The sequence below is a fragment of the Ureibacillus suwonensis genome (genome assembly GCF_042655065.1).
Taxonomy (GTDB): Bacteria; Bacillota; Bacilli; order Bacillales_A; family Planococcaceae; genus Ureibacillus; species Ureibacillus suwonensis.
Genome location: NZ_JBHSNQ010000009.1, coordinates 130,224 through 155,894, shown reverse-complemented (window position 1 = coordinate 155,894; position 25,671 = coordinate 130,224). Strand labels below are relative to the sequence as shown.

Sequence of the window (25,671 nt, the reverse complement as noted above, 5' to 3'; positions counted from 1 at the left end):
TTTCTGTATGTCTTAAGTGGTCGACTTCTTCCACATAGTGCTCCCAAATGTGGCGATGAATAAATTTAGTGTGATCTTTACTTTGGGTACACTTTTCTAAGAACGGGCACGTTTTACATATTTCCGGATTAGAAGCGTACTGTCGATAACCTTCTCTTGTCGTGGTTCGGTATTCAAGAATTTGGTTGTTTGGGCAGATATAACAATCATAATGTTCATCGTATACATACTCATACTTTTTAAAGAAACCGTCTTTTGTTCTTGGTCTTGTATATGGCATAACGGGACGAATCTCTTTGTCCAACAGACTTTTCGCATTCGCTGGGGTTTTGTATCCGGCATCTACGGCTACTGCAGTTGGTTTGCCTACTTTTTCGATGACTTGTTCGAGTAATTGACCAAACACCTGACTATCATGAATATTCGCTCCCGTTACCTTGGTAGCTAAGACAAAGCCTTTTGCGTCACATGCGGTATGAAATGAATAGGCAAACATCTTTTCCCGTTCATCTTTTACGTAATAGCCACTATCAGGATCTGTTTTACTGACCTTTATTTCCTTGGCTTCTTCCTTCTCTTTCGGGGGAAAGGGCTTTTTTCCATGGTTTTCGCGGTCTTGGTTAATCTCTAACTCTAATTGCGCTTGATAGCTTTTTGTTTCTACCCGGACAATTTTCTTATCGAACTTCTTTTTATTGGCGCTTGCTTTGACATGTGTAGAATCAATAAAGGCAACAGAAGGGTCTACTAACCCTTTATTCATCGCTTCTTCTAAGATACGATAAAAAATCTGTTCAAATAAATCAGTACCTTGAAAGCGACGAACATAATTCTTGCCGAACGTTGAAAAATGAGGAATTTTCTCTGTGAAACCATATCCTAAGAACCATCGATACGCCACGTTGGTTTCAATTTCTTTGATCGTTTGACGCATGGAACGAATACCAAATAAATACTGCACAAAGACCATTTTAATGAGCACAACAGGATCAATACTAGGCCTTCCGTTATCTAGGCAATAGGTATCTTTGACAAGATCGTAAATAAAATCAAAGTCTATGGCTTGTTCAATCTTCCTTACCAAATGATTTTCTGGAACCAATTGATCAAGAGCCACCATTTCCAATTGATTTCGATTATTGTCTGTACGCTTCGATAACATCCTAAATTTCCCCCGTTAACCAAGAATTCTATCCCTATTATACAAAAAAAGCCTGTAGATTTGGCCACTAGTTAGGGACTTTGTCTACAAGCTGAGCGCACATTTCTTAAAGGAATGTGCGCTNATTTCGATTATTGTCTGTACGCTTCGATAACATCCTAAATTTCCCCCGTTAACCAAGAATTCTATCCCTATTATACAAAAAAAGCCTGTAGATTTGGCCACTAGTTAGGGACTTTGTCTACAAGCTGAATGCTTGGGAAACCCCAAGCATTTTTTATTTCTTCTTCATATTATTGATTAATGTTTCCATATCCAATGCAATTTCATCATATGGTACAGCTTTAGCTGAATTTTCCTCTTCGGAATAACCTGAATAATATTTTACGGCAACCCCATTTTCATCAACGAGATAGAATGAGGAACCATGAATCACTTGATCATCATCTTCCGGTTTTTTTACAAGCGCTTTAAATGATTGAAGTGCAAATTGTTCGATGAATTTTTGATCATAGCCTGTAAGCAGATGCCATTTCGATTCATCAGGAACTGTAAAGTAGTCCAAATACTTGGATAACGCTTCCGGCGTATCATTTTCCGGGTCTACTGAAAACCCGACGATTTTGTAATCTTCGAGACCTTTTTCAACCAATTTTTCTTGCACTATCGACATGTTTAACGTCATTGGCTGGCAAATCGTTTTGCAGTTTGTAAAAATAAACATAGCAATCCAAGGTTGCCCTTTTAAGTCATCTAAAGTAACCGTTTCTCCCCGATGATCAATCATAGTAAAGTCTTGTATCTTATACTCGATTGTCGGTTTAAAATTATAATTGCTGCAAGAAGATAATAGGACCCCGACAATCAGCAACAAGGTGATGATGATTAATTTCTTTTTCTTCATTACGATTCAACTCCCTTGGAATACTATGTTAATCATAAATGAAAGGCGTATTTTAGTAAAACTTTTTCTCATGAAAGATTTTTAACAAATTTGTGAAAAAAATTTCACTTCTTGCTTCTCATTCAAATACTTTTTCTCCATTCATACTTTTCATGGATGCAAGCACCGAATAGATTGCTTCCAGCTTAACTTCAATCCGATGCAGCAAATAAAACGAAATGACAATCGGAAAACCGATTTCCTGAATGAGCGTAATCCATTGTTCCATTTGCATCTCCCCTTTCGATTGGACACCATGCCGAATTTCAATTGATTAGAAAATCGACAAAATCCATTCAGGATTTTGCCGATTCCAAAAGATTAAAATAGATTTTCAATGGTTTTATCAATCATGCGGGCCTGTTTGATGGAAACAAGCGCCGATCCATTTACATGAAACACATCCTGATTCATGATGGTTTCCATTGCGCTTGATACATCTGATGGAGTCAGATCCGGTTTTGGATCATTGATTGAAATGGTGAAATTCTTTCCGTTGGCAGCTTCAAATTTCATTTCGAGTACCTTAGCCATTCACTATCCCCCCTAACAGATTAAAGTTCGATTTTTTCCGTTTTTGACACTGAAGCCTGGACCACCGGGTGACCGGAAAGTTGGATGAATGCTTGTACCACCCCGGCTAGTTGCTCGGCTGTCACATTGTTGCGCACATTTCTGTAAGTTCTGGACGCCAAAATCGTATTGCCGGATTCATCAACGCCCGTTTCATAAACGAGTTTTAGTGTCCCTTGCTCGAACGTCAAGTTGGCCATCTTCTTCTCCCCCCTTTCATCTACCTATATATCAATTTGTTGAAAAAATAGAGACAACGTTAATGAAAATTTTTTCTTCCTTGTTATAATGATTTAGAGAGAGAAAAAGAGGTGAGCAAATTGGTAGGTTGGGTAATGTGGTTACTCGTTGTTTGGAGTTTTATAATGGTTATTTTGATGGCCATTGGCGGGTTTTTTATGTTCCGGAAGTTTTTGAAATCATTGCCAAAAGAAGATGGAAAATCGGAGTTGGATTGGCAAAATTACTATATCAATAAGACTTTGCATTTATGGAATGATGAAGCAAAACAGCTATTGAATGAACTGGTCAGCCCCGTACCCGAATTATTCAGACAGCAAGCCAAAGAGTCCATTGCAGGAAAAATCAGCGAGCTTGCCGTAAAAGAAAAAGCCAAAAGCATTACAGAAGAACTGATCATTAGAGGCTACATCGTTGCCACGCCGAAAAGGGACCATAAATTTTTGCGGAAAAAATTGGCCGAAATGAACATTGATGTTACACCTTACGAAAAATATTTTGCCGAGAGCCAAAAATAAAAGACAAAAAAATGATCATACAATCATCTTTTGGATTGCATGATCATTTTTTTATTTATTCATTATCCCCTTCGTGAAAGCCGCCACTCACAAGTTCCCTTTTTCCAGCGAATCAATCAAATGGGATTTCTCAATTTTTTTATATTGAATGAGCATTGCGATGCGCCATGGCCAAAGCATGGCAAATGCCAATAGCCAGAACATGCCGGCTAATTCACCGGGATCAAAAGAATCGGTTAACACCACTTTTCCGAGAGTCCGTATCAATAACAAGCTGACTAAAATGATAAAAAACGCTTTGGAACGTTTCATGTAAATTTCGTTGTCCCGAATTTCAAATTTGGATGTGGCAATCAATACAAAAGAAAAAATGACTCCGACAACAATGGCTTCTAATATTTGTAACGGCGGAACCCGAAACTCCTCAAATACAAACATCAACGCCCCTGTGGACATGGCGATGGGCGGTATCAGTATTTTTTTTGCATTCACCGGTTTCTTTTGAGATCGCAATCTCATCATCATGATGAAGGTACCCATCAATATAGCCATCAACGTACTCGCAATAATGATATAGCGAGAAGGTATATTTTCAAACATGTTATCCCTCCTCATAGGCTTAAAAAAACTGCCTGTTTGCAGGCAGCGCTCCTTAATAATATACCATAATGTTTTATTCATATGTATCTAAGAACCTTGAAATATTCATTTTTCAATACACCTAGAATGATTGACATGAAATTTCAAGGTCCTAACATCCAATACAATTAGAAACCGGTAAAACCTCCAAAGATTGGTGACAACACCCGGATGATATAATTCATGCCGTCAAAGAACAGCAAAACTCCCATGGCAATCATGATATACCCGCCGATTTTTACAATTTTCTGGCTGTATTTCCGAAGCCATCCCATTCTGGAAATAAAGAAAGACAATATAAAGAAAGGGATGGAAAAACCTAATACGTAAGCAATCATGTACCCCATTGCGGAATTGGGATTTGTCATGGCCAGGGCGATGATCGCTGCCAAAATCGGACCGGTGCACGGCGTCCAACCCGCCGCAAATGCAAGGCCGATCAATGATGATCCGAAATAACCTGAAGGTCTGCTCTTAAATTGGAATTTATGATCTTTCATTAAAAAGTCGATTTTTAACCAACCGACAATCATCAATCCAAAGGCGACAATCAAAATGGCCCCGATTTGACGGATCAAATCCTGATAATTCAGGAAGAAGTTCTCAATGGACAACAATCTTGCGCCAAAACCGAGGACGATAAAAATAATCGAGAACCCTATCAAGAAAAAGAGCGTATGCAAAATGGCCCTTTTTTGCAGCATCCCTTTATCATTTTTTATTTCATCGTAGCTCATTCCGGTTATGTACGAAAGAAAAGCCGGATAGAGCGGCAATGTACACGGGGAAATGAAGCTTAAAAACCCTGCCCCAAAAGCGAATAATACGTTAATATTTGAACCCATTTCTATCTCTCCTTAAGTCCTTATTGTTACTATCATATCAAAGATTTGTTAGAAAATAGTGAAATAAAATTGAAGGATTCATAACAAATGAGAATTCCAAAAGCTCCCGAAATTGATTTCCCCATTAATTATACGTATAAATGACATCGCTTCCAAATCTTAAATTCCACAATGGTTCAAAACGGTCAATGAGCCAGTTTTTTACTGATTTCATTTCCTCCAAATCATTCAATGGACACACTTGGAAATAGATATTTGAATCCAAGATGTGCCGGGCTATTTTTGAATTGATATGACAGTGGGTCGCGGTGCCATCACGGAAACATGACTTTGGAGAGACATTTCCGATATGCTGATTAAATCTCAACTTGAATTTATTATTGCAAATTCCTGCAAATACAATTTTATCGTTCATGATAATCGTATATACGCCCTTTTTATTTAGTAATGTCTCATTGCCCTTTACGACGAATTGGCAATAAGCCAAATCACCGTAATTATTCAGAAATTCTTTGTAAAATGGGTCGTTCTTTTTTTTCAAGTTATAAAGGGCGGGACCAGCAGGCACATCCAAAATTTCTTCATATTCATTCATCACCTTCTCTCTCAGATGTTGGTAACGGTTATGCCGGAGAAGATCGCGAATCGTTTTCTTATCAAAGAAACGAAATGGTTCACGTATATCCGTTTCCAAAAGATCAATTCGAACCCGATGGAAATGGAACTCCTTACCATTCATTTTCACATACATGAACACTCCCCCTCCACTCATCTAAAAAATCGGATATTCAAGAAAGAGATAGAAAATATCACAATTTTTGATATTTCTATAAAATTTTAAAAAATCCTTTTATGTCAGGGTACGTTTTTTCCGATTTTCCAAAATGGCGGATAAACTGAATATGATGATGGCCATCCATATGAAACCAAAAGAAATCAATTCCACACTTGTAAACGGTTCACCGTAAACCGCAGCCCCCAAAATCAATAGAATCGTCGGGGAAACATATTGGATAAAGCCTAAAATGGATTGGGGCAAAGCTTTCGCTCCCTTTGCGAATAAAATTAAAGGATATGCTGTCACTAAGCCTCCTAAAATAAGAAACAGATCCGTTTTCCAATCAATATGTAAAAATGAAATATCAGTAGTTGACATAAGAAAAATATAATAAACTATTGCAACAGGCAAAATGAACAATGTTTCAATTGCCAACCCCCTGGTGGCATCCAGTTGAATTTTTTTCTTTAATGCGCCATAGATGGCAAATGACAGGGCGATGCACAATGCGACCCATGGGATTTTCCCGTAACGCACCGCCATCAATGCGACTCCACAAAATGCAAGTATCACGGAAAGGATTTGGGCTTTCGACAATTGTTCTTTGAATAGAAATACGCCAAACAATACGGTGATCAACGGGTTAATATAGTACCCAAGGCTTGTCTCCACCACATGATCATTCGTTACCGCCCATATGTACAAAAACCAATTGCATGAGATGACAAAAGAAGCCAGCATCAATGAGAAAAAGATCTTTTTATTGTGCCAAAGATATTTCAAGTCAGCGGCCAATTTATTCTTTTGGCCAATGATTAATATAAAAAGGGTTGTAAATACAAAAGACCAAATAATCCGGTTTAACAATATTTCCATGCTATTTACATGTTCGAGAACTTTCCAATAAACGGGAAAGAATCCCCAGATGGTATAAGCTAGAATGGCATTAAGCATGCCTTTTTTCTCTTCAGTCATAAAATTTTAACCATGCCTTTCAATCATTTTTGAAATATAAGATATTATAAAAATTATAACGATGGAAAATAGGGAAGTAAATGTAAAAACCAAACGATCATTTAGAATGATTTTCCAAAAGTAACATAAATCCCCTTTCGAAAGAGCGCAAAAAAAATTAAAACGTTATTTTTTTATAAAAGTGGCCATTGTCTCAGCTCACTTTTTACCCGCATTTTTTATCTGATGCTCGATAATTAAAGTGCTGATACCCAACAAATCAGCGGAAGATAACGTGCCATCGCGCAGTTTTTCGAGCCAAACCCCATGGATGGCCTGTTCATCAATCCCTTTTCGGACAATGGCTTCAATCATTTTTTGGTCTTTTAATATCGCATCAAGCCGTTTTTTTAATTCCGGACTAGTAAATTCTCCTTTTGTACCAACGGAAGGCAACGTCTTTTGAATTTCGCCCTCAACGTTTTCCAGATCGCTTTCTTTATTGGCCGGGTTTGGTGCAACATACGCAATGCACTCTTTTGCAATCGCCTCGCAGATTTCATTGAATTTCGATTGATAGATTTTCACATCTTGCACTGAGTTAACGAAACATACTTCAATGAGAACGGCAGGTTGATTTGTCCCTTTCAAAAAAGCGAGCTCACTTCTTTTTTTGGCACCTCTATTTTTTAATCCGCTTGCTTTGGCAATGGCCTGACTCATTCTCGCCGCAAAGGCCTGAAGTGAATCATTAAGATACAAAACTTCTGTGCCCAATGGCTGGTCTGTTCTTTTGCCGGAAGAGTTGAAATGAATACTCACATCCAGCTTCCTGTTTTTGGAGTTATGTTCACGTATCAAATAATTCAGGTTGTCACTCTGCTTTTTCGAACGATCATCCACAATTTTGTGGACCGTTATTCCTTCCTGCTGCAATAAATAGGCAACCCGATCTACCACTTTTCTTGCTTCCGTCACTTCATCTATGATATCTCTTGCACCACTGCCAACGCCGAAATGCCCTGGACTGATTGCAATAGAACTCATGATTTCACCTCCAAACATATAAAGACTTATTAAAAAATCTTACACTTTATAGTACGTTGCATCCAAAATCGGAGAAGGGCTCATAGCTTAATCCACTTAACCTTCTATCAATTAAATGATCAAGAAAGGCTATAACAGAGACAAAAAAATGGCCAACTTTGAAAAGTCGGCCATCAAGAAGCGTTGATTTCTCCTTTAGTAGTGATTGTTGATAAAAAAGCGCGAATTTGAAAAATAGTATCCTTGATATTTTCATCGAAGAATTGATTTTTTGTGAAATAGCTATGAACAAGTCCACGGGCAACGGTCAATTCAACCTTTCCTCCAAATTCAATCAATTTGTTTGCGTAACGGATTCCTTCATCCCTTAATACATCATTTTCCGCAACAACAATGAATGCAGGAGGCAGATTCGACAAATCGTCCGCCAATAAAGGGGAAGCATATTGGTGGAAAGTTTCATTCACATTGTTCAAATAGTGTTTTCTAAACCACGCCATGTCTTCTTTCAACAGGCCAAATCCGACTGCGAATTCTTCATAAGATGGCGTACTGAAAGTTAAATCGGTTACGGGATATAACAAAATTTGCGCATGGATTTCAGGCCCTTGCAAGTCCCGGTTTAACAATGTTACAACTGTAGCCAAATTGCCGCCTGCGCTGTCTCCCGCCACAATAATTTTCTTGTTGCCGTTTAATCGATTGTTGTTTTTCACTGTCCATAGGAACGCATCATATGCATCATAAACCGGTGTCGGGAATTTGTATTCAGGAGCCAAACGGTAATTTACAGAAACGACAACGGAGTTCGTTGACTCTGCCAACAACTGACACGACTCATCGCAGGTTTCAATACTGTTCAATACCCAGCCACCGCCATGATAATAGATGATGATGGGAAATGGGCCATTTCCTTTCGGCGTATATATGCGAACCTTTATCTTGCTTCCATCTCTGACAGGAATCAATTGGTCTTTCTTCTTTATAAAACTGGAACGGGTTTTGGTTTTCAATTTTAAAGCAATTTCCCTTCTATTTCTTTCTTCGGCTGGATCCATTGTATATAAAGGGGGTTGTTGATTCGCTTCTTTTAAATATTCGATTGTATTGGACAATAAATAGGACATTGAGGATCATCCCTTTTCTTATAATTCTTATTCGTTTACTATGTTTTAATTGTATACCTAACGAGCCCCACTTTCAACAAAAAACTTTCCAAATAAACAACTTTATATGAAAAGCCTTGATGGCGCTCTAAAATTTCAAAAGATGGAATTTGAAATTTAGAAACTTCCTCATAAAAGTAAAAACCCCATCTATCTCCCTCAAAGACCGGCGTTCGGTCATATCTTTCAATCCTTAGAAATAATAGAACCCCAAAACTCTTTTCTAACCGTTCCGTTTTATTTTTTTTTCACTAGGTGTTTATCTAATCGAGCATTTCAATCTCCCATATGCTATTGATGAACAGTGATTTGCAAGGAGGTGAAAATAAATGTATGGTAGAAAACATCATCAAATGAGACCAAGACCTATTTGTTGTCCACCGAATATTATGCCAACACAGATTGCACCTGCACAAGTTTCACCAACGCAAGAAGTGGTTAAAACAAACGTTTTCAATACAATTGTTCCACACTTTCATCCAGTGCATACAACTACTGTCAACCGGCATATCTATCACCATCAACACTATTTTCCTAGAACGTATTCCGAAGTGAATGAATATTACCAAATGTCCCAGCAATGCGGCGATCAACGAAATCCAAATCCGCAATGTTTCCCAATGCAACAAAGAAGATTCGGATTTTAATTAAAAAACAACTGCACCACCATTTTGTTGAACGTGGTGCAGTTGTTTTTTTACATTTTTTTCAATTTTTCATATTCAATTTGCAGTTGTTCAAGCCGCTTTCTTCCTTCTTCCCGGTTTCGAACGGTTTCCGCCTGGATTTGTTTTGTTTCTTCAATGCCTGCCAAAATGGTTCTCCAAGTATTTTCAAGGGTTTCAATCTTGATGCCCGGCTGACTTGCCGTGCGGGCGATATCCACACTGTTGCGGCGGATATTTTCTGCGTTTCTCATCAACATTTCGTTCGTCCGTTTATCCAATTCCTGCATCGAATCAGAAATCAATTTTTGACGTTGAATCGTCACGGCATGAATTAGTCCCTGTTTAAAAATAGGGATTGTCGTTACAAAAGCGGAATTGATTTTGGCAATCAAGTGGTTGTTCCCCTGCTGCATTAACCGGATTTGCGGTGCTGCCTGGAAGGATACTTGTTGCGCCATTTCCAAATCGTAGCGGCGCTGTTCCAGCAATTCGATTGCCCGCTGCAATGATTCCAGTTCCATCAGCGCTTCCTGATCCCCTTCGTTGGCACGGGCTTCCAAATTGGCAAGTTCCGGTTTCAGCTCCTCCACTTTTACTTCGATCGCAGCGATATATTCACTCAATGTTTTGAAATATTCAAGATTTTGATCGTACATTTGTTCAAGTTCGACCGTATTTTTCTTCATTTCCTGCTCGTATTTTGTAATCTCTTGATAGATGGCATCGATCTCTTTATTCATCGATTCGTATTTCGATAAAATCTTCTGAAGCTGCTCTTTTCCTTTTCCAAAAAGACGCGCCAAAAATCCTTTCTTTTCTTCTTTAAAATCTTCCGGATCGAAGCGGGCCATGATTTTATTTAAATGATTGATCAACTCGCTCGATTTTTCCAATTTGCTTTGTTTTATGGAAGATAACATCCGGTCGGAAAACTTGGAAATCGAATTTGCGGTTTCCTTCCCGAATTCCAAAACGGCGATTTGATTTTTGACGTCTATTTTTTCGGCAAGCGCGAGGACAGCCGGATCTTTTTTCAATTCCAATTGCCGCTTACGCAATTGAGACATCTCTTCTTCCGTTACAAGTTGTGGAGGCGCTTCAACAATTTCATGTTTTTCTTCATTCAATTTTGCATCCAAATCTTCAAACAACGGGTTTTTCGTTTCTGACATGGCAATCCTCCGTTCTTCATGCGTCATTTATTGTTTATAGTTTACACTAATTTCGATAGTTAGCATACGATTGATTGATAAAGAAAGTTTCAATTTTTACCCATGAAAAAATCCTTTCCACAACATAAAACTTAGGCAGATAAAAAAGACCACGTTCCCATCGAACGTGGACATTTTAAACAGAAACGGTTTAACGATGATTTTGATTATGTTTCGGATTTGGTATCGCCCCAATTGTGCTGACCCAACGATTCGTGTAATTAAAGAAACCGACAACAAAGGCAGCTTCCAGGATTTCATGATCATTGAACCCCGCTTCCCTCAGCAAATCCACTTCTTTTGTTGTAAGTTCATCCGGATACTTTGTCGCACGGAATGCATAGTCGCATAGTGCCCGCTGTTTTTTTGTCAATTCTGCACTTCTGTAGTTATACGTCAATGTATCGACCCATACCGGATCTCCTGTAAGTCTTCTCAATGTATCACTATGAGTGGTCAAACAATAATTGCAGCAATTCACAGAAGACACAACAAGACCGATCATTTCTTTGTCAACCAAATCCAAGTACGTGTTTTTCGTATTAAACAAGGAATACATGAAGTCGAGGAAAGCTTTGAATTGGATGGGGTTCAAAGGCAAAATATTGAATAAGGTGTTTACAACCCCCAATTTTTCTTCCTGTTTACGGACGTTTTCCTCAAAATACGCTTGCAGCTCAGACGGAATTTCTTCTAGTTTCGGCTTTTCCAAATAAGACCATTGTTCATCATACATACCCATCATTCTTCCCCACTTTTCTATCAATTTTCTCATATTATTTTATATGAATGAAGGATAATATTTTAGAACAGCGTGAGGAAAAAGATAAAAAGCGGTCTTACAATGTTCCGGCTGAACCACCGTCAATGTTTATGGAAGTGCCCGTAACGTAAGAGGCGGCATCGGAAACGAGAAAAGTGATGACTTTTGCCGCTTCATCCGTTTCCCCGATTCTTCCAAGGGGAATCTTTTTTCCGACTTCTCTCGAATATTCTTCCCAAGTGGAAGCCGGCATTTCCCTCTTCCATTTCGCTTCGATTTGTCTGCTTCGGATTAGTCCAATACATACAGTATTTACTCGAATATTATATTTTCCTAAATCTTTGCTCATCGCTTTTGTGAGTGCCATACCGGCAGAGCGGCTCACCGTTGTCGGAAGGCTGTTTTCACCCGGTGTTTTTGCAATGGAAGCAGTCACATTGACGATTGCTCCACCTCCACTCTCTTTTAAATGCGGAAGTGCATATTTTGAGCAATGGATGGCACCGAATAATTTTAAATTCAAATCCGCATGCCATAATTCGGAATCCACTTCTTCAAAAGAATGGGCAGAGGATGTGCCGGCATTGTTCACCAGAATATCTAATCTTCCGTAGTGGGATACCGTCTCCTCAATCAACCGTTTGCAATCCTCTTCTTTTGTCACATCCGCTGCAACCGTAAGAATCTCCTTACCGGTTTGGCCCTGAATCCATTCCTTTGCTTCTTTCAATGAATCCTTATTGCGGCCGCAAATGGCCACTTTTGCCCCCTCCTTGGCAAGTTGGAGGGCCGTATGTAACCCAATTCCTTTACTTGCCCCGGTGATGAGAGCAACTTTATCTTGCAAACCCAAATCCATTCATTCTTCTCCTTTACTTTTTTATGAATATTGTCCATGAAAAATAGAATCCCTTCAATGAATTTGTCAATGATTCATATTCAAAGGTTCAATTCTATTTATTCTTGCACGATGCGCTTTAGAATCTGTTCGCATCAAAAAAAATAAGAGGTTGGGACAAATCAAAAAAACATCATTTTCTTCTTGGAAAAAATGATGTTTTTTTGATTTGTTATTAATAATTGATTTCCGTTCCGGGGACGCTTTCCGCGGGCCCGGAACGAGCCTCCTTGGATCTCACTCCTTCGCTCCTGCGGGTTCTCTAGACACGAGCTGTTCCCGCAGGAGTCGCCACGTCACTCTAATCATTTTTTAGTTATATCAATTTGTTATCAAAACTCTTTCAACTGTCCCTTTAATTTTTTGTTTATGTCCCAGGCTCTTACATGGTGAATTAACACGAATATTTAAAATGTGTACCTACAATGATTAAAAGGATGAACAATACAACGATTAACGCAAAGCTATTTCCGCAATAGCTGTATCCTCCATAGCCATAGCCCATGAATAATCCCTCCCTCATTGATGGTACTCTAGTGTATGCTTTTATAAAGGAGGGTGTCAGGACAATAGCATAATTTCTATAATTTTTATCATTTTTGTATTTTGAATCGAAAACTTTTTTCAAACTTAAAATGCCCGCTATTAAAAGTTCTTTCTACAAAAGTGACGTTCCCTACCCTATCAATCAACAATACTGTTGAACAACGGGTGCCGTAGTGTGGCAATTGAATAAACGCCGGGGATAAATTTCTCTCCATTTCCAAACCGACACCTGTATCTGGCAACTCTTCATCCGGTGCGATTTCACGATCCATGACAATTTCAAATAATTCATCAATATCCACTTGTCCAGGATTATTTTTCAAATATTCAACCATGCGTTTTTTCCCTTTCACCACTTTCGGCCATGGAGTATTTAATGTATGATTGCTGACACTATGGACGCCGGGGAAAATCTCATTTTTTTCATCAAAAATATTATTATAATGCATTAAACGGTTTTGATCTCCGACGATTACGTTAAATCCTCCATAACAATCTTTCATTTTTGCCAATTCATCAATAAACTCGCTTGGATGAACGGATTCTTTCAAAAAATTTCTCACAATTTCCCCACGGGAACGCGGTCTTTTTGGTAAAGACGGATCGCGGAAATTCGTTAAGGCTGCGAATCGTCCGTTTTTTGATATTCCCAGCCACGTGCCCATTTCAAGCAGGTCCCTTCCCGCCAGAATCTCCGGTTCATCCTCCCAAAAATGGGCAGGTTCCGCCGGACGGTCATAAATTTCATCCCGATTTGCTACAACGATTAATTGAAATATTGGATGTTCCCCATATTGAAAATGAATTAAACACATACTCCCAACCCTTTTTTCATTATTTCTATCAATAGTTTATCATCGCTGGTCCCATTTCCCAAAGAAGAATGATAGCAGTCCGGTTCAATTTTTCTTCTTCATTTCTTCCAAGATCGCTTCCAAAATTTTATTTTTTCTTCTTAATGCGGAAACCACACTCACCATAAACCAAATGATCATCAAAGCTGGAACGACATAGAACAAAACGGATACGAATATTGACATTGCACTTCCCCCATTTCCATTTTTTATATACTTCGTGCGGCACACTTTTTATATAAACTGATCGATGCTACTATATTTCTTTATATGCGAATACAGTTCCATTTAACGATCATAGGCGGATGGTTTCTTTTTTTGTAGAAAGTATGAAGATAAAGTTGTTAAATTTTTCAATAATCCATCCCTATTTTATTCCAAATAATTTGTTTGGAAGAGGAACAGGGGTGTCCGGTGCCCCATTCCATCACTTGTCTTCGCATGGAACTGTTGTGAATGACATCCATTATTACATGCTTACTCCATATAGCTGTCCAGTACTTGCAACAAATGTGCATAAGCGCTTCCCGCCTTTAAGGCGGAGGCAACGGAAATCGCTTCATCCAATTGTTCATTGGTGATTCCAAGTTCCATAGCATTTTTCATATGGCGATCGGCCAAACCGGGACATTGGATTGCAAATGCCACTGCAGCTGCAATTAACTCTTTATAAGCCCGGCTTAAATGCCCCGCTTCCAGGACACTATGGGAAAAATCGGTATATCCTTGAGAAAATCCATTGTCTCTCATCTCATTGGAATTTGCGGCAACTCCCGCTTCCATTGCGGAAACCACAAACACGGCTTCCACCAGTTCTTCCAGGCTTGCACCTGCTCTTTTCGCTTTTTTTGTATGAACATCAATGCAATAAGGACACTTTGTTGCGTGGGCAATGGCGACAGCAAGTATTTCCTTTTCCTTCTTCGTCAAAGCTCCCGGTTTAAACACCTTTCTGTCGAATTGGGCAAATGCTTTGAATGGTTCCGGTACCAATTCTCTTAAATACTTCATCCCATGTTCTTTATTTTTTTCGTAATAACTGGCCATACTATTCCCCTTTACAAATCGTTTGTTATCCTAATAAATAAAATGTGGCATTTGTAAAAACCGTAAGTTTTTCAGTGAAATCGGCACGAATTTTATGGAATTCGGAAATTTTCACTATTTCTTTTAAAAATATTGTTCGATTTTCAAAAAAAGAGTATATAATCAAAATATATTGAAATATTCAAGGAGTGTTTGAAGTGAGTACAAATAAACGTGCATACAATTTTAATGCAGGACCATCCGCATTACCTCTTGAAGTATTGGAAAGAGCTCAAAAAGAATTGGTAGACTTTAATGGATCAGGCATGTCCATTATGGAAATGAGCCACCGCAGCAAAGACTATGATGAAGTTCATAACAATGCAATCAACCGATTGAAAAAAATCTTATCCGTTCCAGACAACTATGACGTGCTCTTCTTGCAAGGCGGGGCAAGCTTGCAATTTGCAATGGTGCCAATGAACTTTTTGACAAAAGACAAAACAGCAAGCTATGTGTTGACTGGTTCTTGGTCAGAAAAAGCTCATAAAGAAGCAAAACTTTTTGGTAATGCAGTGGTAGCAGCAAGCACGAAAGAAAATGAATATCGCAATATTCCGAACCTGGATGAAATTCAATTCAATGCGGACGATGCGTATGTTCATATTACTTCCAATAATACTATTTACGGCACTGAATGGAAAGAATTCCCTAATACCGGAGATGTTCCATTGGTTGCAGATATGTCCAGTGACATTTTATCCCGCCCAATCGATGTAAACCAGTTCGGCATCATTTATGCTGGAGCCCAAAAAAATCTTGGACCATCCGGGGTTACTGTAGTCATCATCCGCAAAGACTTGATTGAAAAAGCAAATACAGATATTCCGACAATGTTAAAATATAAAACACATGCAGTTAAAAACTCTTTATACAATACTCCTCCAACATTCGGCATTTATATGTTGGGCGAAGTGTTGCGTTGGGTTGAAGAACAAGGCGGCCTTGAAGCCATTCAACAACGCAATGTGGAGAAAGCGAAATATATTTATGATGTGATCGATGAAAGCAACGGATTCTACAAAGGACATGCAGAACCAAACAGCCGTTCACTTATGAACATCACATTCCGTTTGGCTGATGAAGAATTGGAAAAACAATTCCTGGCTGAAGCAAAAGCGGCTGGTTTCGTAGGACTAAACGGCCACCGTTCCGTTGGAGGATGCCGTGCTTCAACTTACAACGCTGTGCCTGTGGAAGCTTGCATCGCTTTAAGAGATTTCATGTACGATTTCCAAAAGAAACATCAATAAAAGAATGACAAAGGGGCATCAATGATTGATGCCTCTTTTTTATCGAATCGGCAAACCAATCAGAACCTGAAATGTTAAAAAAAGAAAATTTTATCCCCTCTTTTGGGAATAGTTATCTTTAAGGGCTCGCTGAAGCAATGCAATCGAACGGTCAAGATCCGCTTTCACCGTATCTTTATAAGCTTTCACTTTCTCCCGGTCACCAATTCGATAGATATACAATGTTTGCATCTCTGCACCTTCTTTAATTATCGGTTCCCTCGTGACATATCCATCTTTCAGCAACTCATGAAGGGATTTATACACTTCCGATTTGGTCGGTTTATAACCAAGATCTTTAAAATAATTTTGCAGATTTTCAAGAATTTGAAGACCATACAGCCTTCCCTTCTCTGCTTCATGAAGCATGTACAGTTTCAAAAAAGCCCGCTGTTTTATGATGAAGGTATTCTTCCTCATTCATTTACAACTCCTTAAGTGCTGTACGTGGATTGATAGGTTTTTATGAAAATACATGGCGCGAGAATTTTTTGACCAAGATGGTGGTTTAATTAGAACCATGTTTAATTAGAATATATAATAGACAAATTTATTTTGCAAAGTATTTGTGAAAATTCACATGCAAGTGCGCTTTATGAATCCTTCATAATAAGATGAAAAATGAAAAAGACTGTTGGATATATTTTCCAACAGTCTTTTCTTTGTTGAAGTTTGTTAGATTAATTAATAAGCTCTACCGAACCAAACAGTATGTTTTGCTTCTTTTCCGCATGTGATGCAAGTATGTTTCGTTGTTGGCGGATTAAACGGAATATTGCGCGATGTGAATTTCGTTTCTTCCTTCACTTTCGCTTCACATGCATCGTCGCCGCACCAACCGCCAAGAATCCAACCTGGGATCGTACCGTTTTTCTCACAATTTGCGATATGTTCTTTTAATTGGTCTAATGTATCAATATCTGTATGAGAGTTTGCATCGCGGAATGCTTTTGCTTTTTCATATAGACGTTGTTGCATTGTTTCCAATTCTTTTTCCACCGCTTCCACAACGGATTCAATGGAAACAGTGATTTTTTCATCTTCATCGCGGGCTTTCAAGATGACTTGATTGTTTTCCAAATCGCGAGGTCCAAGTTCAATACGGACTGGCACTCCTTTTAATTCCCATTCATTGAATTTAAATCCTGGAGATTGGTCTGAATCGTCGATGCGTACACGAATTCCTTTTTCTTTTAAAGCTTTTTGGATTTCTTCCAATTTTTCGATGATGGCAGGCGTTTTTTTCCATGGGCCGACAGGAATTAAGATCACTTGTGTCGGTGCAATTTTTGGAGGAAGAACCAATCCTTTTTCATCCCCATGCACCATAATGACCGAACCGATCAAACGTGTTGACGTACCCCATGAAGTTGTATGAACATGAACGTGTTTGTTTTCACGGTTCAAATATTTAATGTTGAACGCTTCTGCGAATTTTGTACCTAAATAGTGGCTTGTCCCGGCTTGTACGGCTTTTCCGTCTTTCATCATCGCTTCGATGGAGTAAGTATCCACAGCGCCGGCGAAGCGTTCAGATGGCGTTTTTTGTCCATCATACACCGGAATCGCCAATACGTTTTCTACCACATCTTTATAGATATTGAGCATTTGCATCGTTTCTTTTCGTGCATCTTCTTCATTTTCATGAGCTGTGTGCCCTTCTTGCCACAAAAACTCGGAAGTGCGGATAAATGGAAGAGTTTTCTTTTCCCAACGGAATACGTTTGCCCACTGGTTGATCAGTACAGGGAGATCACGATAAGATTTGATCCAGTTGGAATATAAATAACCAATCATTGTTTCGGAAGTAGGACGGAGCGCCAAACGTTCTTCCAATTTTTCCCCTGCCGCTTCCGTCACCCATGGAAGCTCCGGAGAAAATCCTTCCACGTGTTCTTTTTCTTTTTGGAAGAAAGACTCAGGAATCAGCATTGGGAAATATGCATTGCGATGCCCTGTTTCCTTGAAACGCCGGTCCATTTCCGACTGAATATGTTCCCAAATTTCATATCCATCCGGTTTGAATGCGATACAGCCGCGCACTGGCGTGTAATCCATCAAATCCGCTTTTTGAATTGTGTCAATATACCACTTTGTAAAATCATTCGTTTGTTGTGACATAGTCATCCTCCTCGCAACAAAATAGCGTAAAGATGCCCTTCTTTGGACGCCTTTACGCTGAATAGTCGTGTAACCACCAAAAAGGCATATGGAATCATTTTGACCATCAATTAATATTCATGGTTTCCGGTGGCGATATAGCTCTCAGCGAATGCTATTTATTCCATTCACACTTTGGATTGTTTTGTATACGAATATCTATTTCTAATATAATGTACCAAATTCAAGCAATAAATACAATTCCTATATAAAAATTTACATATAATTGTTCCGTTGATATTTGCGGCAAATGCTCCTAATGAAGGTCATATCCCATAAATAATAAGGGATATAACCCGAAAGAATTTTCAAAAAAAATAGAGTAATGTAATAAATTTCTCAAAAAAAATTATTATAAATCAATCGAAAATTGATATTTTTTTGATATCTCCTTCCATAATCCATCTATTATGATAGAAAATAATTCGGAAAAAATATTTCAAAAATCCTAAAATCCATTCTTTTATTAATACTCAAAGTTTACTGAGAAATTAGACAACCTCCCCTTTTTTTACTAATATTAAGTTTGTTGAAAATAATAAAATGGAGGTTGCAAAATGAAAGTTTCCATACGATGGAAAATTATTGTGGTAGTGCTCCTGATTATCATGATAGGACTTGGTGCCCTATCCACCGCCAGTTCCATCCTAATTTCATCGAAAACAGAAGAAACGGTCATTGATCAAAGTGAGAACCTTGTCAGTGAGTTGACCAATTCAATCTCAAATTTTATTGATGGTTATGAAAAAAGCATTTTAAAAATCACTTCAGACCAGGATGTCAAAGATTACTATCATCATTCAACAACCTATAATGATGAAGGGGATCAGGCATTCCGTCAACAATTGAAAAAATATTTGGACATTTATGATTCCGCCGCAAACATTTACTTTACTGATGGCAATAAAATTATTACGGAGCCTCATTTTGACGAAATTTTTGATTTGGATGTGAATTCCCGCGCATGGTATACGGAAGCAAGAAAAAATCCGGATGAAGTGTTATGGTCACCACCGTATGTGGATGCCCAATCGGGAGAATATGCCATTGCCGGGTCAAAAGCGGTGAAAGAAGGAAATGAAGTCATCGGCGTTTTGGGAGTTGACATATTATTATCCAGTTTAACAGAGGAAATTTCAAAAATAGATTTGGGGTTTGAAGGATATCCGATTGTGTTGGATTCTTCCGGCATGGCAATCGTCCACCCGACACAAACAGGCGATGATTTGAGCTCTGTGGGATATGTGGAAGAAATTCTGAAGGATGAAAAACAAAAAGATGCAATAAAAACGAAAATAGGAGATCAACAATCTGTTGTCGTTTATGAAAAAATTCCTTCATTAGGCTGGACTGTCGGCGCCGTTTATAATGTGGACCAATTGCATAGCACCGCCAAAAGCATACAGCATATGATTATTTTGTTTGCTTTGATGATACTTGTGGCAACTGCGATCATTCTGTATTTCACAATCACAAAAACGATTAAACCGCTACATACATTGAGCTCTTCCATGGAAAAGGTTGCACAAGGCGATTTAACTGTACATATCGATACGAAAAGAAATGATGAAATCGGCCAATTAGCCCAGCATTTCAATAAAATGCTAAAAGAAATGAAAAAAATCATCGGGGTTGTTCAAGACTCATCCCGGCAAGTCGAAGACCGTTCCCATCATTTGAGCGCCCTTGCGGAAGAAACGAATGCATCCAGTGTTGAAGTGACAAAAGCGGTAAGAGACATTGCCATCGGAGCAACTCAATCAAGTGAAAATGCGGATCAAGTTACAGTATCCTCAGCAAAATTGGGAGAAAAAATCAACCAAATGACGGAACAATCAAAAGCGCTCAAAGGAATTACAAATGAAGCCAACGATCTGAATCAAGAAGGGCAAGATAAAATGTATAGCTTATTGAATTCCTTTGAAAACTCGAAAGCGGAATTGGAGAATATGGCCCGCGCCGTAACTTCCCTAGAAGGAAAAATCGAAGCCATTGAATCGATTATGGATACCATCTCTGAAATCTCTGAACAAACAAATCTTCTCGCTTTAAATGCGAGCATTGAGGCGGCCCGTGCAGGGGAACACGGTAAAGGATTTGCCGTTGTGGCCGATGAAGTCCGGAAACTTGCGGAACAATCCGCAAAAGCGACAGAACACGTCAAATCGACCATCCAACAATTGCAACAGGAAGCAAATACGGTTGTCGATGAAATGAATGAAATGCAAGAGACTTTCAAAGATCAGGAAAAAGTGGTTGAAGATACAGGAAACCTATTCCAGAACCTTTCAACGTTGATTCAAAATATGGAAAATACATTCAAAAACGTGATTGAAGAAATAGACGGCATTATCAAATACAAAGACCGTGTCGTTCAAACGATTGAAGAAATGTCCATGACGGCTCAATCAACGGCTGCAGCTTGCGAAGAAGTGAGCGCGGCAAGCGACGAGCAGCTAAATGCCATCCATTCAGTGGCTGAAGCTTCCGAAGAACTGAACCATTTAAGCAAAGAGTTATCGGAAACCGTAAGCAAATTTAAAATTTAATCAAAAAAATGGGCTGACTGGAATCCAGTCGGCCCATTCATTGTTTCCAAATCATTTATGCATCTTCTTGAGTTTCCAAGCGTTTGCCGAAGATCAGCTTCAATAACGGCGGAGTAACCAAAGTAGTAATGATGATGACGACAATCATGGCTCCATAGAACTCATGGGATAATATGCCGCCAGACAGTCCGATGGAAGCCAAAATTAACGCCACTTCCCCGCGGGAAATCATTCCTGCGCCAATGCCCGCAGAGGATTTCCATCCAAATCCGCAAACTTTTGCCCCAAGTCCGCAGCCAATAAATTTGGAAAGCACAGCAATCAATGAGAAGGCAATGATAAATACGATTTGATCCCCTATACCATCAAAGCTCATAGGCAATCCGATGTTGATAAAGAAGAACGGAACAAATATGCCATAGGCAATCGGGGAAATTCCGTGTTCAATTTCTTTTGCATATTTTGTTCTGCTGATGGCAACCCCCATGAAATATGTACCAATGATTCCTGATACACCGAGGAAATCAGCGAAATACGCCGCAGCGAATAATAAAATCAATCCGGCTGTAACAACCGGTTCTGTAATCTGCATGCCTCCAAACAGATGCATGAATTTTGGAACAATATATTTTCCAACAATGTAAATGATGATAAAGAAAATAATTTGTTGGGCAACGACCCATGCGATATTTGTATCCGTCCCCATAAAGAAGCCGATGGCAACCGCGATGAGAATGACAACGATGACATCATCCAATACCGCTGCCCCAAGCAGAGTCGCACCTTCCCTGCTGTTCAACCAGCCGATTTCCCGCAATGTTTGAACGGATATACTTACGCTAGTTGCAGCGAGCAATAACCCTAAGAATACACCCTCGGATGTAGGGATATGGAATAGAGGAGATGCAGCCCATCCCATGATGATCGGCATAACCACCCCTAAAACGGCTACAAGGGTTGCCGCCTTCATATTTTTGTTCAAACTCTCCAAATCCGTTTCAAGTCCGGCGAGGAACATCAATAATAAAACGCCGATTTCACTGAAAACATGAATCAGTTCCGTTTGCTCAATCCAACCGAGAACAGCTGGACCCAGGATAATCCCGGCAATGATTTTTCCGAGGACGGACGGTTGACCAAAGCGAAGGCTGATTTGACCCGCTATTTTGGCAACAAGTAGCACGAGAACAATCTGTAAAATAAAGTCAAAAACATCCACCTTTGTAACCCCCTGTTGTCAATTTTCTATGAAAGGAAGCCAAAAAAAGACATGGTGGAGCCCTTTTGACAGACTCCACCATGTTTCCGCTCCCTATTTAATTACGAATTCAATTATAATCGAATTTTATTATTGTGTAAATTCCTTTTTTTCAGTTTATTTAAAATTCCTTTATTTCCCTTTCAATAATTGCACAGTTTTATGCCGATCATCGCTTTCGCAAATGGCGGAAATCACCGCCACCCCATCCGCTCCGGCTTCTTTCACTTTTTGTGCGTTCGCTGGTGTGATGCCGCCAATTGCCACAATGGGGAAATTCGGATACATTTCACGAGCCTTCCTTAAAAATGTCACTCCCGCAGGCTTTTTTGCATCCGGCTTTGATTTCGTTTCATAGATTGGACCGATGCCCACATAATCGGCGCCGCTTTGGACGGCTTTCACCAATTCTTCTTCATTGTGGACGGAAACACCGATAACTTTATTTTGAAACTTTTCCCGAATTTCTTGGATCGGTGTATCGTCTTGTCCCACATGAACACCATCGGCATCAATTTTTAACGCAAGTTCCACATCATCGTTAATGATAAATGGCACCTGATACTGTTTGCATAAGGATTGGCATTCCCTGGCAAATTGTTCAAGCTCCCCACCGGTTAACGGTTGTTTCCCTTTTTCTCTCAGTTGAAAAAAAGTAATTCCCGCTTGCAATGCATCTTTCAATACTTCAAGGGGATGTTCGCTCTTGCAATTTTCCGTTCCCATAATGAAATAAACCGCCAACTCTTTTCTATTCAATGATTTCCACCTCCGCTTCATATCCCAACCGATGGGCAAAGTGATTCGTCGGTCCATGGCCATGGCCGATATTGAGCGGATTTTCGATAGCCCCTTGGACAAATTTTTTCGCTTCAATAATGGCTTCCTTCAAAGACAGCCCTCTTCCCAAATGGGCGGTAATGGCTGCCGAAAAAGTGCATCCTGTCCCATGGGTATGTTTCGTATTGATTCTTTTTGATCTCATTTTGAATGAAGACCCGTCTTTGAAAAACACCGTATCAACCGCGGATGGCCCGTCCAAATGCCCCCCTTTCATGACGACGCAATCAACTCCAAGCTGCAAAATCTTCTCCGCCGCTTCCCGGATCTCTTCCGCAGTATGAATGTTCATGCCGGTGATGGTTTCCGCTTCCGGGATGTTTGGGGTGACAATGTTCGCAATCGGCAGCAATTCCTTTTTCATGGCCCGCACGGCATCTTCTTGCAGCAACGCTTGTCCGCCCTTCGCAATCATAACCGGATCGACAACGATTTGAACTTCTTGATCCCTCAAGCTTTTCGCGATTCTTTGAATAATATCCGCAGAAAACAACATTCCCGTTTTCAAGGCTTTTACATCAAAATCTTCGAAAACCGCCTTCATTTGAAGTTCGACAAAATCAGGAGTTGTTGGATAAATCCCTTCCACACCCAACGTATTTTGGGCCGTCAATGCCGTAATGACGGATGTGCCAAAAACCTTCAGCTCCTGGAATGTTTTCAAATCCGCCTGAATGCCGGCGCCTCCACCGCTGTCCGAGCCTGCAATCGTCATAACGATATTCATTATAATTCACCTCTTGAAATTTGATGTAGACCGTTTATGATTTCCACTTGGAATGAACCAAGGTATTTTTCTTTCGAAGCAAATTCGGCCACTTTTTTATAATCGGCCAACACGTTCCGGATATTTTCGAGTCTGTCCCCTTCCAAACATAATGCTCCCGCGCAAATGGCGCTCAATAAACAGCCCGTCCCCGTCACCTGCGTCATCCACTCATGGCCGCCGCGGACAAAAAGAATCCATTCCCCATCCGTTACAACATCTTCTTTTCCTGAAACCGCAACCATTGTTCCAAATTTCTTGGCCGTATCCTTTGCCACAAGGACAATATCCATCTCCCCTTCTCCGCTGTCCACACCTTTTGCCTGCCAATCGATTCCGGCGATTGCAGCCAATTCACCGGCATTGCAACGGATTAAATCAAACTTGATTTCTCTCAACAGATTTTCAGACACTTCTTTACGATATTTCGTGGCACCTGCCCCCACCGGATCCAATACAACAGGAATATTCAATTCATTCGCTTTTTTTCCGGCTAAAAACATGGCTTCCACTGAATTTTTATTCAATGTGCCAATATTGATTAACAATGCATCGGAAATCGATGTCATATCTTCAACATCCAATGGCTCATCCGACATGACAGGTGAAGCGCCAATGGCAAGCAAGCCGTTTGCTGTAAAATTTGTCACCACGGTATTGGTAATGCAATGAATCAATGGATTCTTTTGTCTGATTTTGTATAAGCTCATTTGTTTTCTCCTTTCAATCCGGATTAATCTTTTGAAACTTAAAAATGCTCTTTTGCACGGCGCAAAAGAGCATTGAAAAGACTGCAAGTATCTTCAATTGCTCCCTACGGCAGTGCTAACTGCATCAGGTTCAAAGGGTTAGGTGTTTCCACCTTCTCAGGCACCAGGCCACCCCTGCAATTTCCAAAATTCCCTATGTAATTAAAAAGCTCTCCAGTAATTGGAGAGCAAAAAATTCACAATATCCATCTATGAATTCATGGATTGCTCCCTACGGCAGTACTGGCTGCATCAAGTTCAAAGGGTTAGGTGTTTTCACCTTCTCAGGCACTCGGCCACCCCTGCAAAAAAACATAATAATTCTGTTGTTTCCTACATTATACCATATGGATTTTTCAATTTTACATGATTTTATAAAACTAACAAACTTGGTTATTTCGATTCATTTATTCATTGCAGTTCGATTTTCCCGTCTATTTCGATATCATCCAAAGCTTGGTTTGCCAACCGGTCCGCTTCTTCATTTTCTTTTCGGGAAACCGGTTCAAATTCGGGTTTGATGCCAAGCCGGTTCAAAGATTCATCAATTCGATCCGCCCAATTCATCAACTCTTTTTCATAAACCGGCCATTCACCGCTCATTTGATTGATCACCACTTGCGAATCGCCGATAAATCGGACCGTTTGGTGATGGACGCCAAGAGACTCCAATTCTTGGACAGAAAAATGAAGCGCTGCGTATTCCGCTTCATTATTGGAAGAAAGACCATTCAAAGTCAAATTTTTCCGCAACCGATATTTCTTTCCGTTTTGCTCAAAATAAATGACACAACCCAACCCGGATATGCGGCTTTCAAGATTAAATCCGCCATCAAAATAAACCGTCACATTCGAAGGTTCCGTTTCCATCTCTTTTATATATTTTTTTATTTCTTTCAATGTCCAAGTCGAATCATGTTCATCCAAAAAAAGAATGTTTTTTGTTCTTCCGGTTTTCATCAGCTCTTCCGCGACGGAAAGGGCGTGGGCTGGAGGCATTTCTTCCGAACGAAAAACCGTTTCCACACCCTTGTGGTGATACGTCCATTCGATTGTGATTTTCAAAAAGACCCCTTCCTTTTCCCTATTTTCTACAATAGTATTTTCAATTGGACGACAAAGATACGAAATATCCTTTCCCCGCCTTCATATGTTCACCAACGAGT

Annotated in this window: 28 protein-coding genes, 1 pseudogene and 2 riboswitches; of the genes and pseudogenes, 4 read left to right on the top strand and 25 right to left on the bottom strand. The window is 39.6% G+C overall.

Translation table 11 applies throughout. From position 1 onward, the window contains the following. The 5 genes from ACFPOH_RS01085 to ACFPOH_RS01065 form a co-directional block, all read right to left on the bottom strand. A partial coding sequence (locus ACFPOH_RS01085) for an IS1182 family transposase (RefSeq protein ID WP_390308607.1) occupies positions 1-1,162 on the bottom strand: 1,162 nt, incomplete at its 3' end. A 277-nt stretch (positions 1,163-1,439) separates the two neighbouring features. Beyond that, positions 1,440-2,066 carry an SCO family protein gene (locus ACFPOH_RS01080; protein ID WP_342581400.1) on the bottom strand — a complete coding sequence of 209 codons (627 nt, stop codon included), beginning with the start codon at positions 2,064-2,066 and terminating at the stop codon, positions 1,440-1,442. Between the two features lie 118 nt (positions 2,067-2,184). Further along, the gene (locus ACFPOH_RS01075; RefSeq protein ID WP_342469432.1) at positions 2,185-2,334 is read right to left on the bottom strand and encodes a YvrJ family protein; all 150 of its coding nucleotides are present in this window, start codon (positions 2,332-2,334) and stop codon (positions 2,185-2,187) included. Between the two features lie 92 nt (positions 2,335-2,426). After that, the gene (locus ACFPOH_RS01070) at positions 2,427-2,639 is read right to left on the bottom strand and encodes a DUF2922 domain-containing protein (protein WP_342469433.1); all 213 of its coding nucleotides are present in this window, start codon (positions 2,637-2,639) and stop codon (positions 2,427-2,429) included. A gap of 20 nt (positions 2,640-2,659) precedes the next feature. Then, the gene (locus ACFPOH_RS01065) at positions 2,660-2,878 is read right to left on the bottom strand and encodes a DUF1659 domain-containing protein (protein ID WP_342469434.1); all 219 of its coding nucleotides are present in this window, start codon (positions 2,876-2,878) and stop codon (positions 2,660-2,662) included. A 135-nt stretch (positions 2,879-3,013) separates the two neighbouring features. Between ACFPOH_RS01065 and ACFPOH_RS01060 the strand changes: the two genes are divergently transcribed. After that, positions 3,014-3,436 (top strand): DUF2621 domain-containing protein, encoded by a 423-nt coding sequence (locus ACFPOH_RS01060; RefSeq protein ID WP_342471302.1) that lies wholly within the window; start codon positions 3,014-3,016, stop codon positions 3,434-3,436. An 87-nt stretch (positions 3,437-3,523) separates the two neighbouring features. On the opposite strand, the gene ACFPOH_RS01055 is transcribed toward ACFPOH_RS01060, so the two are convergent. The 6 genes from ACFPOH_RS01055 to ACFPOH_RS01030 all read right to left on the bottom strand — a co-directional run bounded on the left by ACFPOH_RS01055 (position 3,524) and on the right by ACFPOH_RS01030 (position 8,826). Continuing rightward, positions 3,524-4,036 (bottom strand): CcdC family protein, encoded by a 513-nt coding sequence (locus tag ACFPOH_RS01055; RefSeq protein ID WP_342581399.1) that lies wholly within the window; start codon positions 4,034-4,036, stop codon positions 3,524-3,526. Between the two features lie 167 nt (positions 4,037-4,203). Continuing rightward, positions 4,204-4,920 (bottom strand): cytochrome c biogenesis CcdA family protein, encoded by a 717-nt coding sequence (locus tag ACFPOH_RS01050; RefSeq protein ID WP_342469436.1) that lies wholly within the window; start codon positions 4,918-4,920, stop codon positions 4,204-4,206. 124 nt (positions 4,921-5,044) lie between these two features. Beyond that, on the bottom strand, positions 5,045-5,671 hold the full coding sequence (locus ACFPOH_RS01045) for a GIY-YIG nuclease family protein (RefSeq protein ID WP_342469437.1): 627 nt from the start codon (positions 5,669-5,671) through the stop codon (positions 5,045-5,047). A gap of 99 nt (positions 5,672-5,770) precedes the next feature. Next, entirely contained in the window at positions 5,771-6,673 is a 903-nt protein-coding gene (rarD, locus tag ACFPOH_RS01040) for an EamA family transporter RarD (protein ID WP_342469438.1), read from the bottom strand. 198 nt (positions 6,674-6,871) lie between these two features. Then, a complete protein-coding gene (locus ACFPOH_RS01035) occupies positions 6,872-7,699 on the bottom strand; it encodes an N-acetylmuramoyl-L-alanine amidase (RefSeq protein WP_342581398.1) in 828 nt (275 codons plus the stop codon). Between the two features lie 173 nt (positions 7,700-7,872). Then, a complete protein-coding gene (locus tag ACFPOH_RS01030; protein ID WP_390308605.1) occupies positions 7,873-8,826 on the bottom strand; it encodes an alpha/beta hydrolase in 954 nt (317 codons plus the stop codon). Positions 8,827-9,194: 368 nt separating this feature from the next. Between ACFPOH_RS01030 and ACFPOH_RS01025 the strand changes: the two genes are divergently transcribed. Then, entirely contained in the window at positions 9,195-9,512 is a 318-nt protein-coding gene (locus ACFPOH_RS01025; RefSeq protein ID WP_390308604.1) for a CotD family spore coat protein, read from the top strand. A gap of 50 nt (positions 9,513-9,562) precedes the next feature. Here the strand turns inward: ACFPOH_RS01025 and ACFPOH_RS01020 are convergent, their stop codons facing one another. From ACFPOH_RS01020 to ACFPOH_RS00990, 7 genes and pseudogenes are all read right to left on the bottom strand, one after another. After that, a complete protein-coding gene (locus ACFPOH_RS01020) occupies positions 9,563-10,705 on the bottom strand; it encodes a toxic anion resistance protein (RefSeq protein ID WP_342469442.1) in 1,143 nt (380 codons plus the stop codon). A 190-nt stretch (positions 10,706-10,895) separates the two neighbouring features. Beyond that, entirely contained in the window at positions 10,896-11,489 is a 594-nt protein-coding gene (locus tag ACFPOH_RS01015; protein WP_342581395.1) for a peroxidase-related enzyme, read from the bottom strand. Positions 11,490-11,583: 94 nt separating this feature from the next. Then, positions 11,584-12,366, bottom strand: a complete 783-nt coding sequence (locus ACFPOH_RS01010; protein ID WP_390308602.1) for an SDR family NAD(P)-dependent oxidoreductase — start codon at positions 12,364-12,366, stop codon at positions 11,584-11,586. Positions 12,367-12,799: 433 nt separating this feature from the next. Then, positions 12,800-12,877: pseudogene (locus tag ACFPOH_RS01005) on the bottom strand (YjcZ family sporulation protein); the annotation flags it as partial. A 121-nt stretch (positions 12,878-12,998) separates the two neighbouring features. Next, positions 12,999-13,766, bottom strand: coding sequence for an NRDE family protein (locus ACFPOH_RS01000; protein WP_390308600.1), 768 nt, complete (start codon positions 13,764-13,766; stop codon positions 12,999-13,001). Between the two features lie 84 nt (positions 13,767-13,850). Beyond that, positions 13,851-13,991: a hypothetical protein gene (locus tag ACFPOH_RS00995; protein ID WP_342469447.1), complete on the bottom strand. Its 141-nt coding sequence runs from the start codon at positions 13,989-13,991 to the stop codon at positions 13,851-13,853. A 291-nt stretch (positions 13,992-14,282) separates the two neighbouring features. Further along, on the bottom strand, positions 14,283-14,852 hold the full coding sequence (locus ACFPOH_RS00990) for a carboxymuconolactone decarboxylase family protein (RefSeq protein ID WP_342469448.1): 570 nt from the start codon (positions 14,850-14,852) through the stop codon (positions 14,283-14,285). 197 nt (positions 14,853-15,049) lie between these two features. On the opposite strand from ACFPOH_RS00990, the gene serC reads away from it, so the two are divergent. Beyond that, positions 15,050-16,144, top strand: a complete 1,095-nt coding sequence (gene serC / locus ACFPOH_RS00985; RefSeq protein WP_342469449.1) for a 3-phosphoserine/phosphohydroxythreonine transaminase — start codon at positions 15,050-15,052, stop codon at positions 16,142-16,144. A 90-nt stretch (positions 16,145-16,234) separates the two neighbouring features. Here serC and ACFPOH_RS00980 read toward each other — a convergent pair whose 3' ends face one another. Together ACFPOH_RS00980 and proS are read right to left on the bottom strand one after the other, a co-directional pair. Beyond that, complete coding sequence (locus tag ACFPOH_RS00980; protein ID WP_342581390.1) at positions 16,235-16,603, bottom strand: Replication termination protein; 369 nt, start codon at positions 16,601-16,603, stop codon at positions 16,235-16,237. 264 nt (positions 16,604-16,867) lie between these two features. Continuing rightward, complete coding sequence (gene proS / locus ACFPOH_RS00975) at positions 16,868-18,304, bottom strand: proline--tRNA ligase (RefSeq protein ID WP_390308597.1); 1,437 nt, start codon at positions 18,302-18,304, stop codon at positions 16,868-16,870. 596 nt (positions 18,305-18,900) lie between these two features. On the opposite strand from proS, the gene ACFPOH_RS00970 reads away from it, so the two are divergent. Then, positions 18,901-20,892, top strand: a complete 1,992-nt coding sequence (locus ACFPOH_RS00970) for a methyl-accepting chemotaxis protein (protein WP_342469452.1) — start codon at positions 18,901-18,903, stop codon at positions 20,890-20,892. A gap of 55 nt (positions 20,893-20,947) precedes the next feature. Here ACFPOH_RS00970 and ACFPOH_RS00965 read toward each other — a convergent pair whose 3' ends face one another. From ACFPOH_RS00965 to ACFPOH_RS00945, 5 genes are all read right to left on the bottom strand, one after another. Continuing rightward, a complete protein-coding gene (locus ACFPOH_RS00965) occupies positions 20,948-22,111 on the bottom strand; it encodes a cation:proton antiporter (protein WP_342469453.1) in 1,164 nt (387 codons plus the stop codon). Positions 22,112-22,282: 171 nt separating this feature from the next. After that, a complete protein-coding gene (gene thiE, locus ACFPOH_RS00960; RefSeq protein ID WP_390308595.1) occupies positions 22,283-22,909 on the bottom strand; it encodes a thiamine phosphate synthase in 627 nt (208 codons plus the stop codon). Next, positions 22,902-23,717, bottom strand: a complete 816-nt coding sequence (gene thiD / locus ACFPOH_RS00955) for a bifunctional hydroxymethylpyrimidine kinase/phosphomethylpyrimidine kinase (protein WP_342581385.1) — start codon at positions 23,715-23,717, stop codon at positions 22,902-22,904. Before thiD ends, thiE begins: the two co-directional genes overlap by 8 nt. Continuing rightward, complete coding sequence (thiM, locus tag ACFPOH_RS00950) at positions 23,717-24,466, bottom strand: hydroxyethylthiazole kinase (RefSeq protein ID WP_390308594.1); 750 nt, start codon at positions 24,464-24,466, stop codon at positions 23,717-23,719. Before thiM ends, thiD begins: the two co-directional genes overlap by 1 nt. An 84-nt stretch (positions 24,467-24,550) precedes the next feature. Then, positions 24,551-24,652: riboswitch (TPP riboswitch) on the bottom strand. 65 nt (positions 24,653-24,717) lie between these two features. Then, positions 24,718-24,819: riboswitch (TPP riboswitch) on the bottom strand. A gap of 97 nt (positions 24,820-24,916) precedes the next feature. Beyond that, positions 24,917-25,570: a reverse transcriptase-like protein gene (locus tag ACFPOH_RS00945; protein WP_390308593.1), complete on the bottom strand. Its 654-nt coding sequence runs from the start codon at positions 25,568-25,570 to the stop codon at positions 24,917-24,919. Between the last annotated feature and the right edge of the window lie 101 nt (positions 25,571-25,671).

What these genes read in the sequence shown, in the direction of transcription:
- ACFPOH_RS01080 (WP_342581400.1), bottom strand. Translation starts at nt 2,066, where the DNA reads ATGAAGAAAAAGAAATTAATCATCATCACCTTGTTGCTGATTGTCGGG.
- ACFPOH_RS01075 (WP_342469432.1), bottom strand. Translation starts at nt 2,334, where the DNA reads ATGGAACAATGGATTACGCTCATTCAGGAAATCGGTTTTCCGATTGTC.
- ACFPOH_RS01070 (WP_342469433.1), bottom strand. Translation starts at nt 2,639, where the DNA reads ATGGCTAAGGTACTCGAAATGAAATTTGAAGCTGCCAACGGAAAGAAT.
- ACFPOH_RS01065 (WP_342469434.1), bottom strand. Translation starts at nt 2,878, where the DNA reads ATGGCCAACTTGACGTTCGAGCAAGGGACACTAAAACTCGTTTATGAA.
- ACFPOH_RS01060 (WP_342471302.1), top strand. Translation starts at nt 3,014, where the DNA reads ATGTGGTTACTCGTTGTTTGGAGTTTTATAATGGTTATTTTGATGGCC.
- ACFPOH_RS01055 (WP_342581399.1), bottom strand. Translation starts at nt 4,036, where the DNA reads ATGTTTGAAAATATACCTTCTCGCTATATCATTATTGCGAGTACGTTG.
- ACFPOH_RS01050 (WP_342469436.1), bottom strand. Translation starts at nt 4,920, where the DNA reads ATGGGTTCAAATATTAACGTATTATTCGCTTTTGGGGCAGGGTTTTTA.
- ACFPOH_RS01045 (WP_342469437.1), bottom strand. Translation starts at nt 5,671, where the DNA reads ATGTATGTGAAAATGAATGGTAAGGAGTTCCATTTCCATCGGGTTCGA.
- rarD (WP_342469438.1), bottom strand. Translation starts at nt 6,673, where the DNA reads ATGACTGAAGAGAAAAAAGGCATGCTTAATGCCATTCTAGCTTATACC.
- ACFPOH_RS01035 (WP_342581398.1), bottom strand. Translation starts at nt 7,699, where the DNA reads ATGAGTTCTATTGCAATCAGTCCAGGGCATTTCGGCGTTGGCAGTGGT.
- ACFPOH_RS01030 (WP_390308605.1), bottom strand. Translation starts at nt 8,826, where the DNA reads ATGTCCTATTTATTGTCCAATACAATCGAATATTTAAAAGAAGCGAAT.
- ACFPOH_RS01025 (WP_390308604.1), top strand. Translation starts at nt 9,195, where the DNA reads ATGTATGGTAGAAAACATCATCAAATGAGACCAAGACCTATTTGTTGT.
- ACFPOH_RS01020 (WP_342469442.1), bottom strand. Translation starts at nt 10,705, where the DNA reads ATGTCAGAAACGAAAAACCCGTTGTTTGAAGATTTGGATGCAAAATTG.
- ACFPOH_RS01015 (WP_342581395.1), bottom strand. Translation starts at nt 11,489, where the DNA reads ATGATGGGTATGTATGATGAACAATGGTCTTATTTGGAAAAGCCGAAA.
- ACFPOH_RS01010 (WP_390308602.1), bottom strand. Translation starts at nt 12,366, where the DNA reads ATGGATTTGGGTTTGCAAGATAAAGTTGCTCTCATCACCGGGGCAAGT.
- ACFPOH_RS01000 (WP_390308600.1), bottom strand. Translation starts at nt 13,766, where the DNA reads ATGTGTTTAATTCATTTTCAATATGGGGAACATCCAATATTTCAATTA.
- ACFPOH_RS00995 (WP_342469447.1), bottom strand. Translation starts at nt 13,991, where the DNA reads ATGTCAATATTCGTATCCGTTTTGTTCTATGTCGTTCCAGCTTTGATG.
- ACFPOH_RS00990 (WP_342469448.1), bottom strand. Translation starts at nt 14,852, where the DNA reads ATGGCCAGTTATTACGAAAAAAATAAAGAACATGGGATGAAGTATTTA.
- ACFPOH_RS00980 (WP_342581390.1), bottom strand. Translation starts at nt 16,603, where the DNA reads ATGAGGAAGAATACCTTCATCATAAAACAGCGGGCTTTTTTGAAACTG.
- proS (WP_390308597.1), bottom strand. Translation starts at nt 18,304, where the DNA reads ATGTCACAACAAACGAATGATTTTACAAAGTGGTATATTGACACAATT.
- ACFPOH_RS00970 (WP_342469452.1), top strand. Translation starts at nt 18,901, where the DNA reads ATGAAAGTTTCCATACGATGGAAAATTATTGTGGTAGTGCTCCTGATT.
- thiD (WP_342581385.1), bottom strand. Translation starts at nt 23,717, where the DNA reads ATGAATATCGTTATGACGATTGCAGGCTCGGACAGCGGTGGAGGCGCC.
- thiM (WP_390308594.1), bottom strand. Translation starts at nt 24,466, where the DNA reads ATGAGCTTATACAAAATCAGACAAAAGAATCCATTGATTCATTGCATT.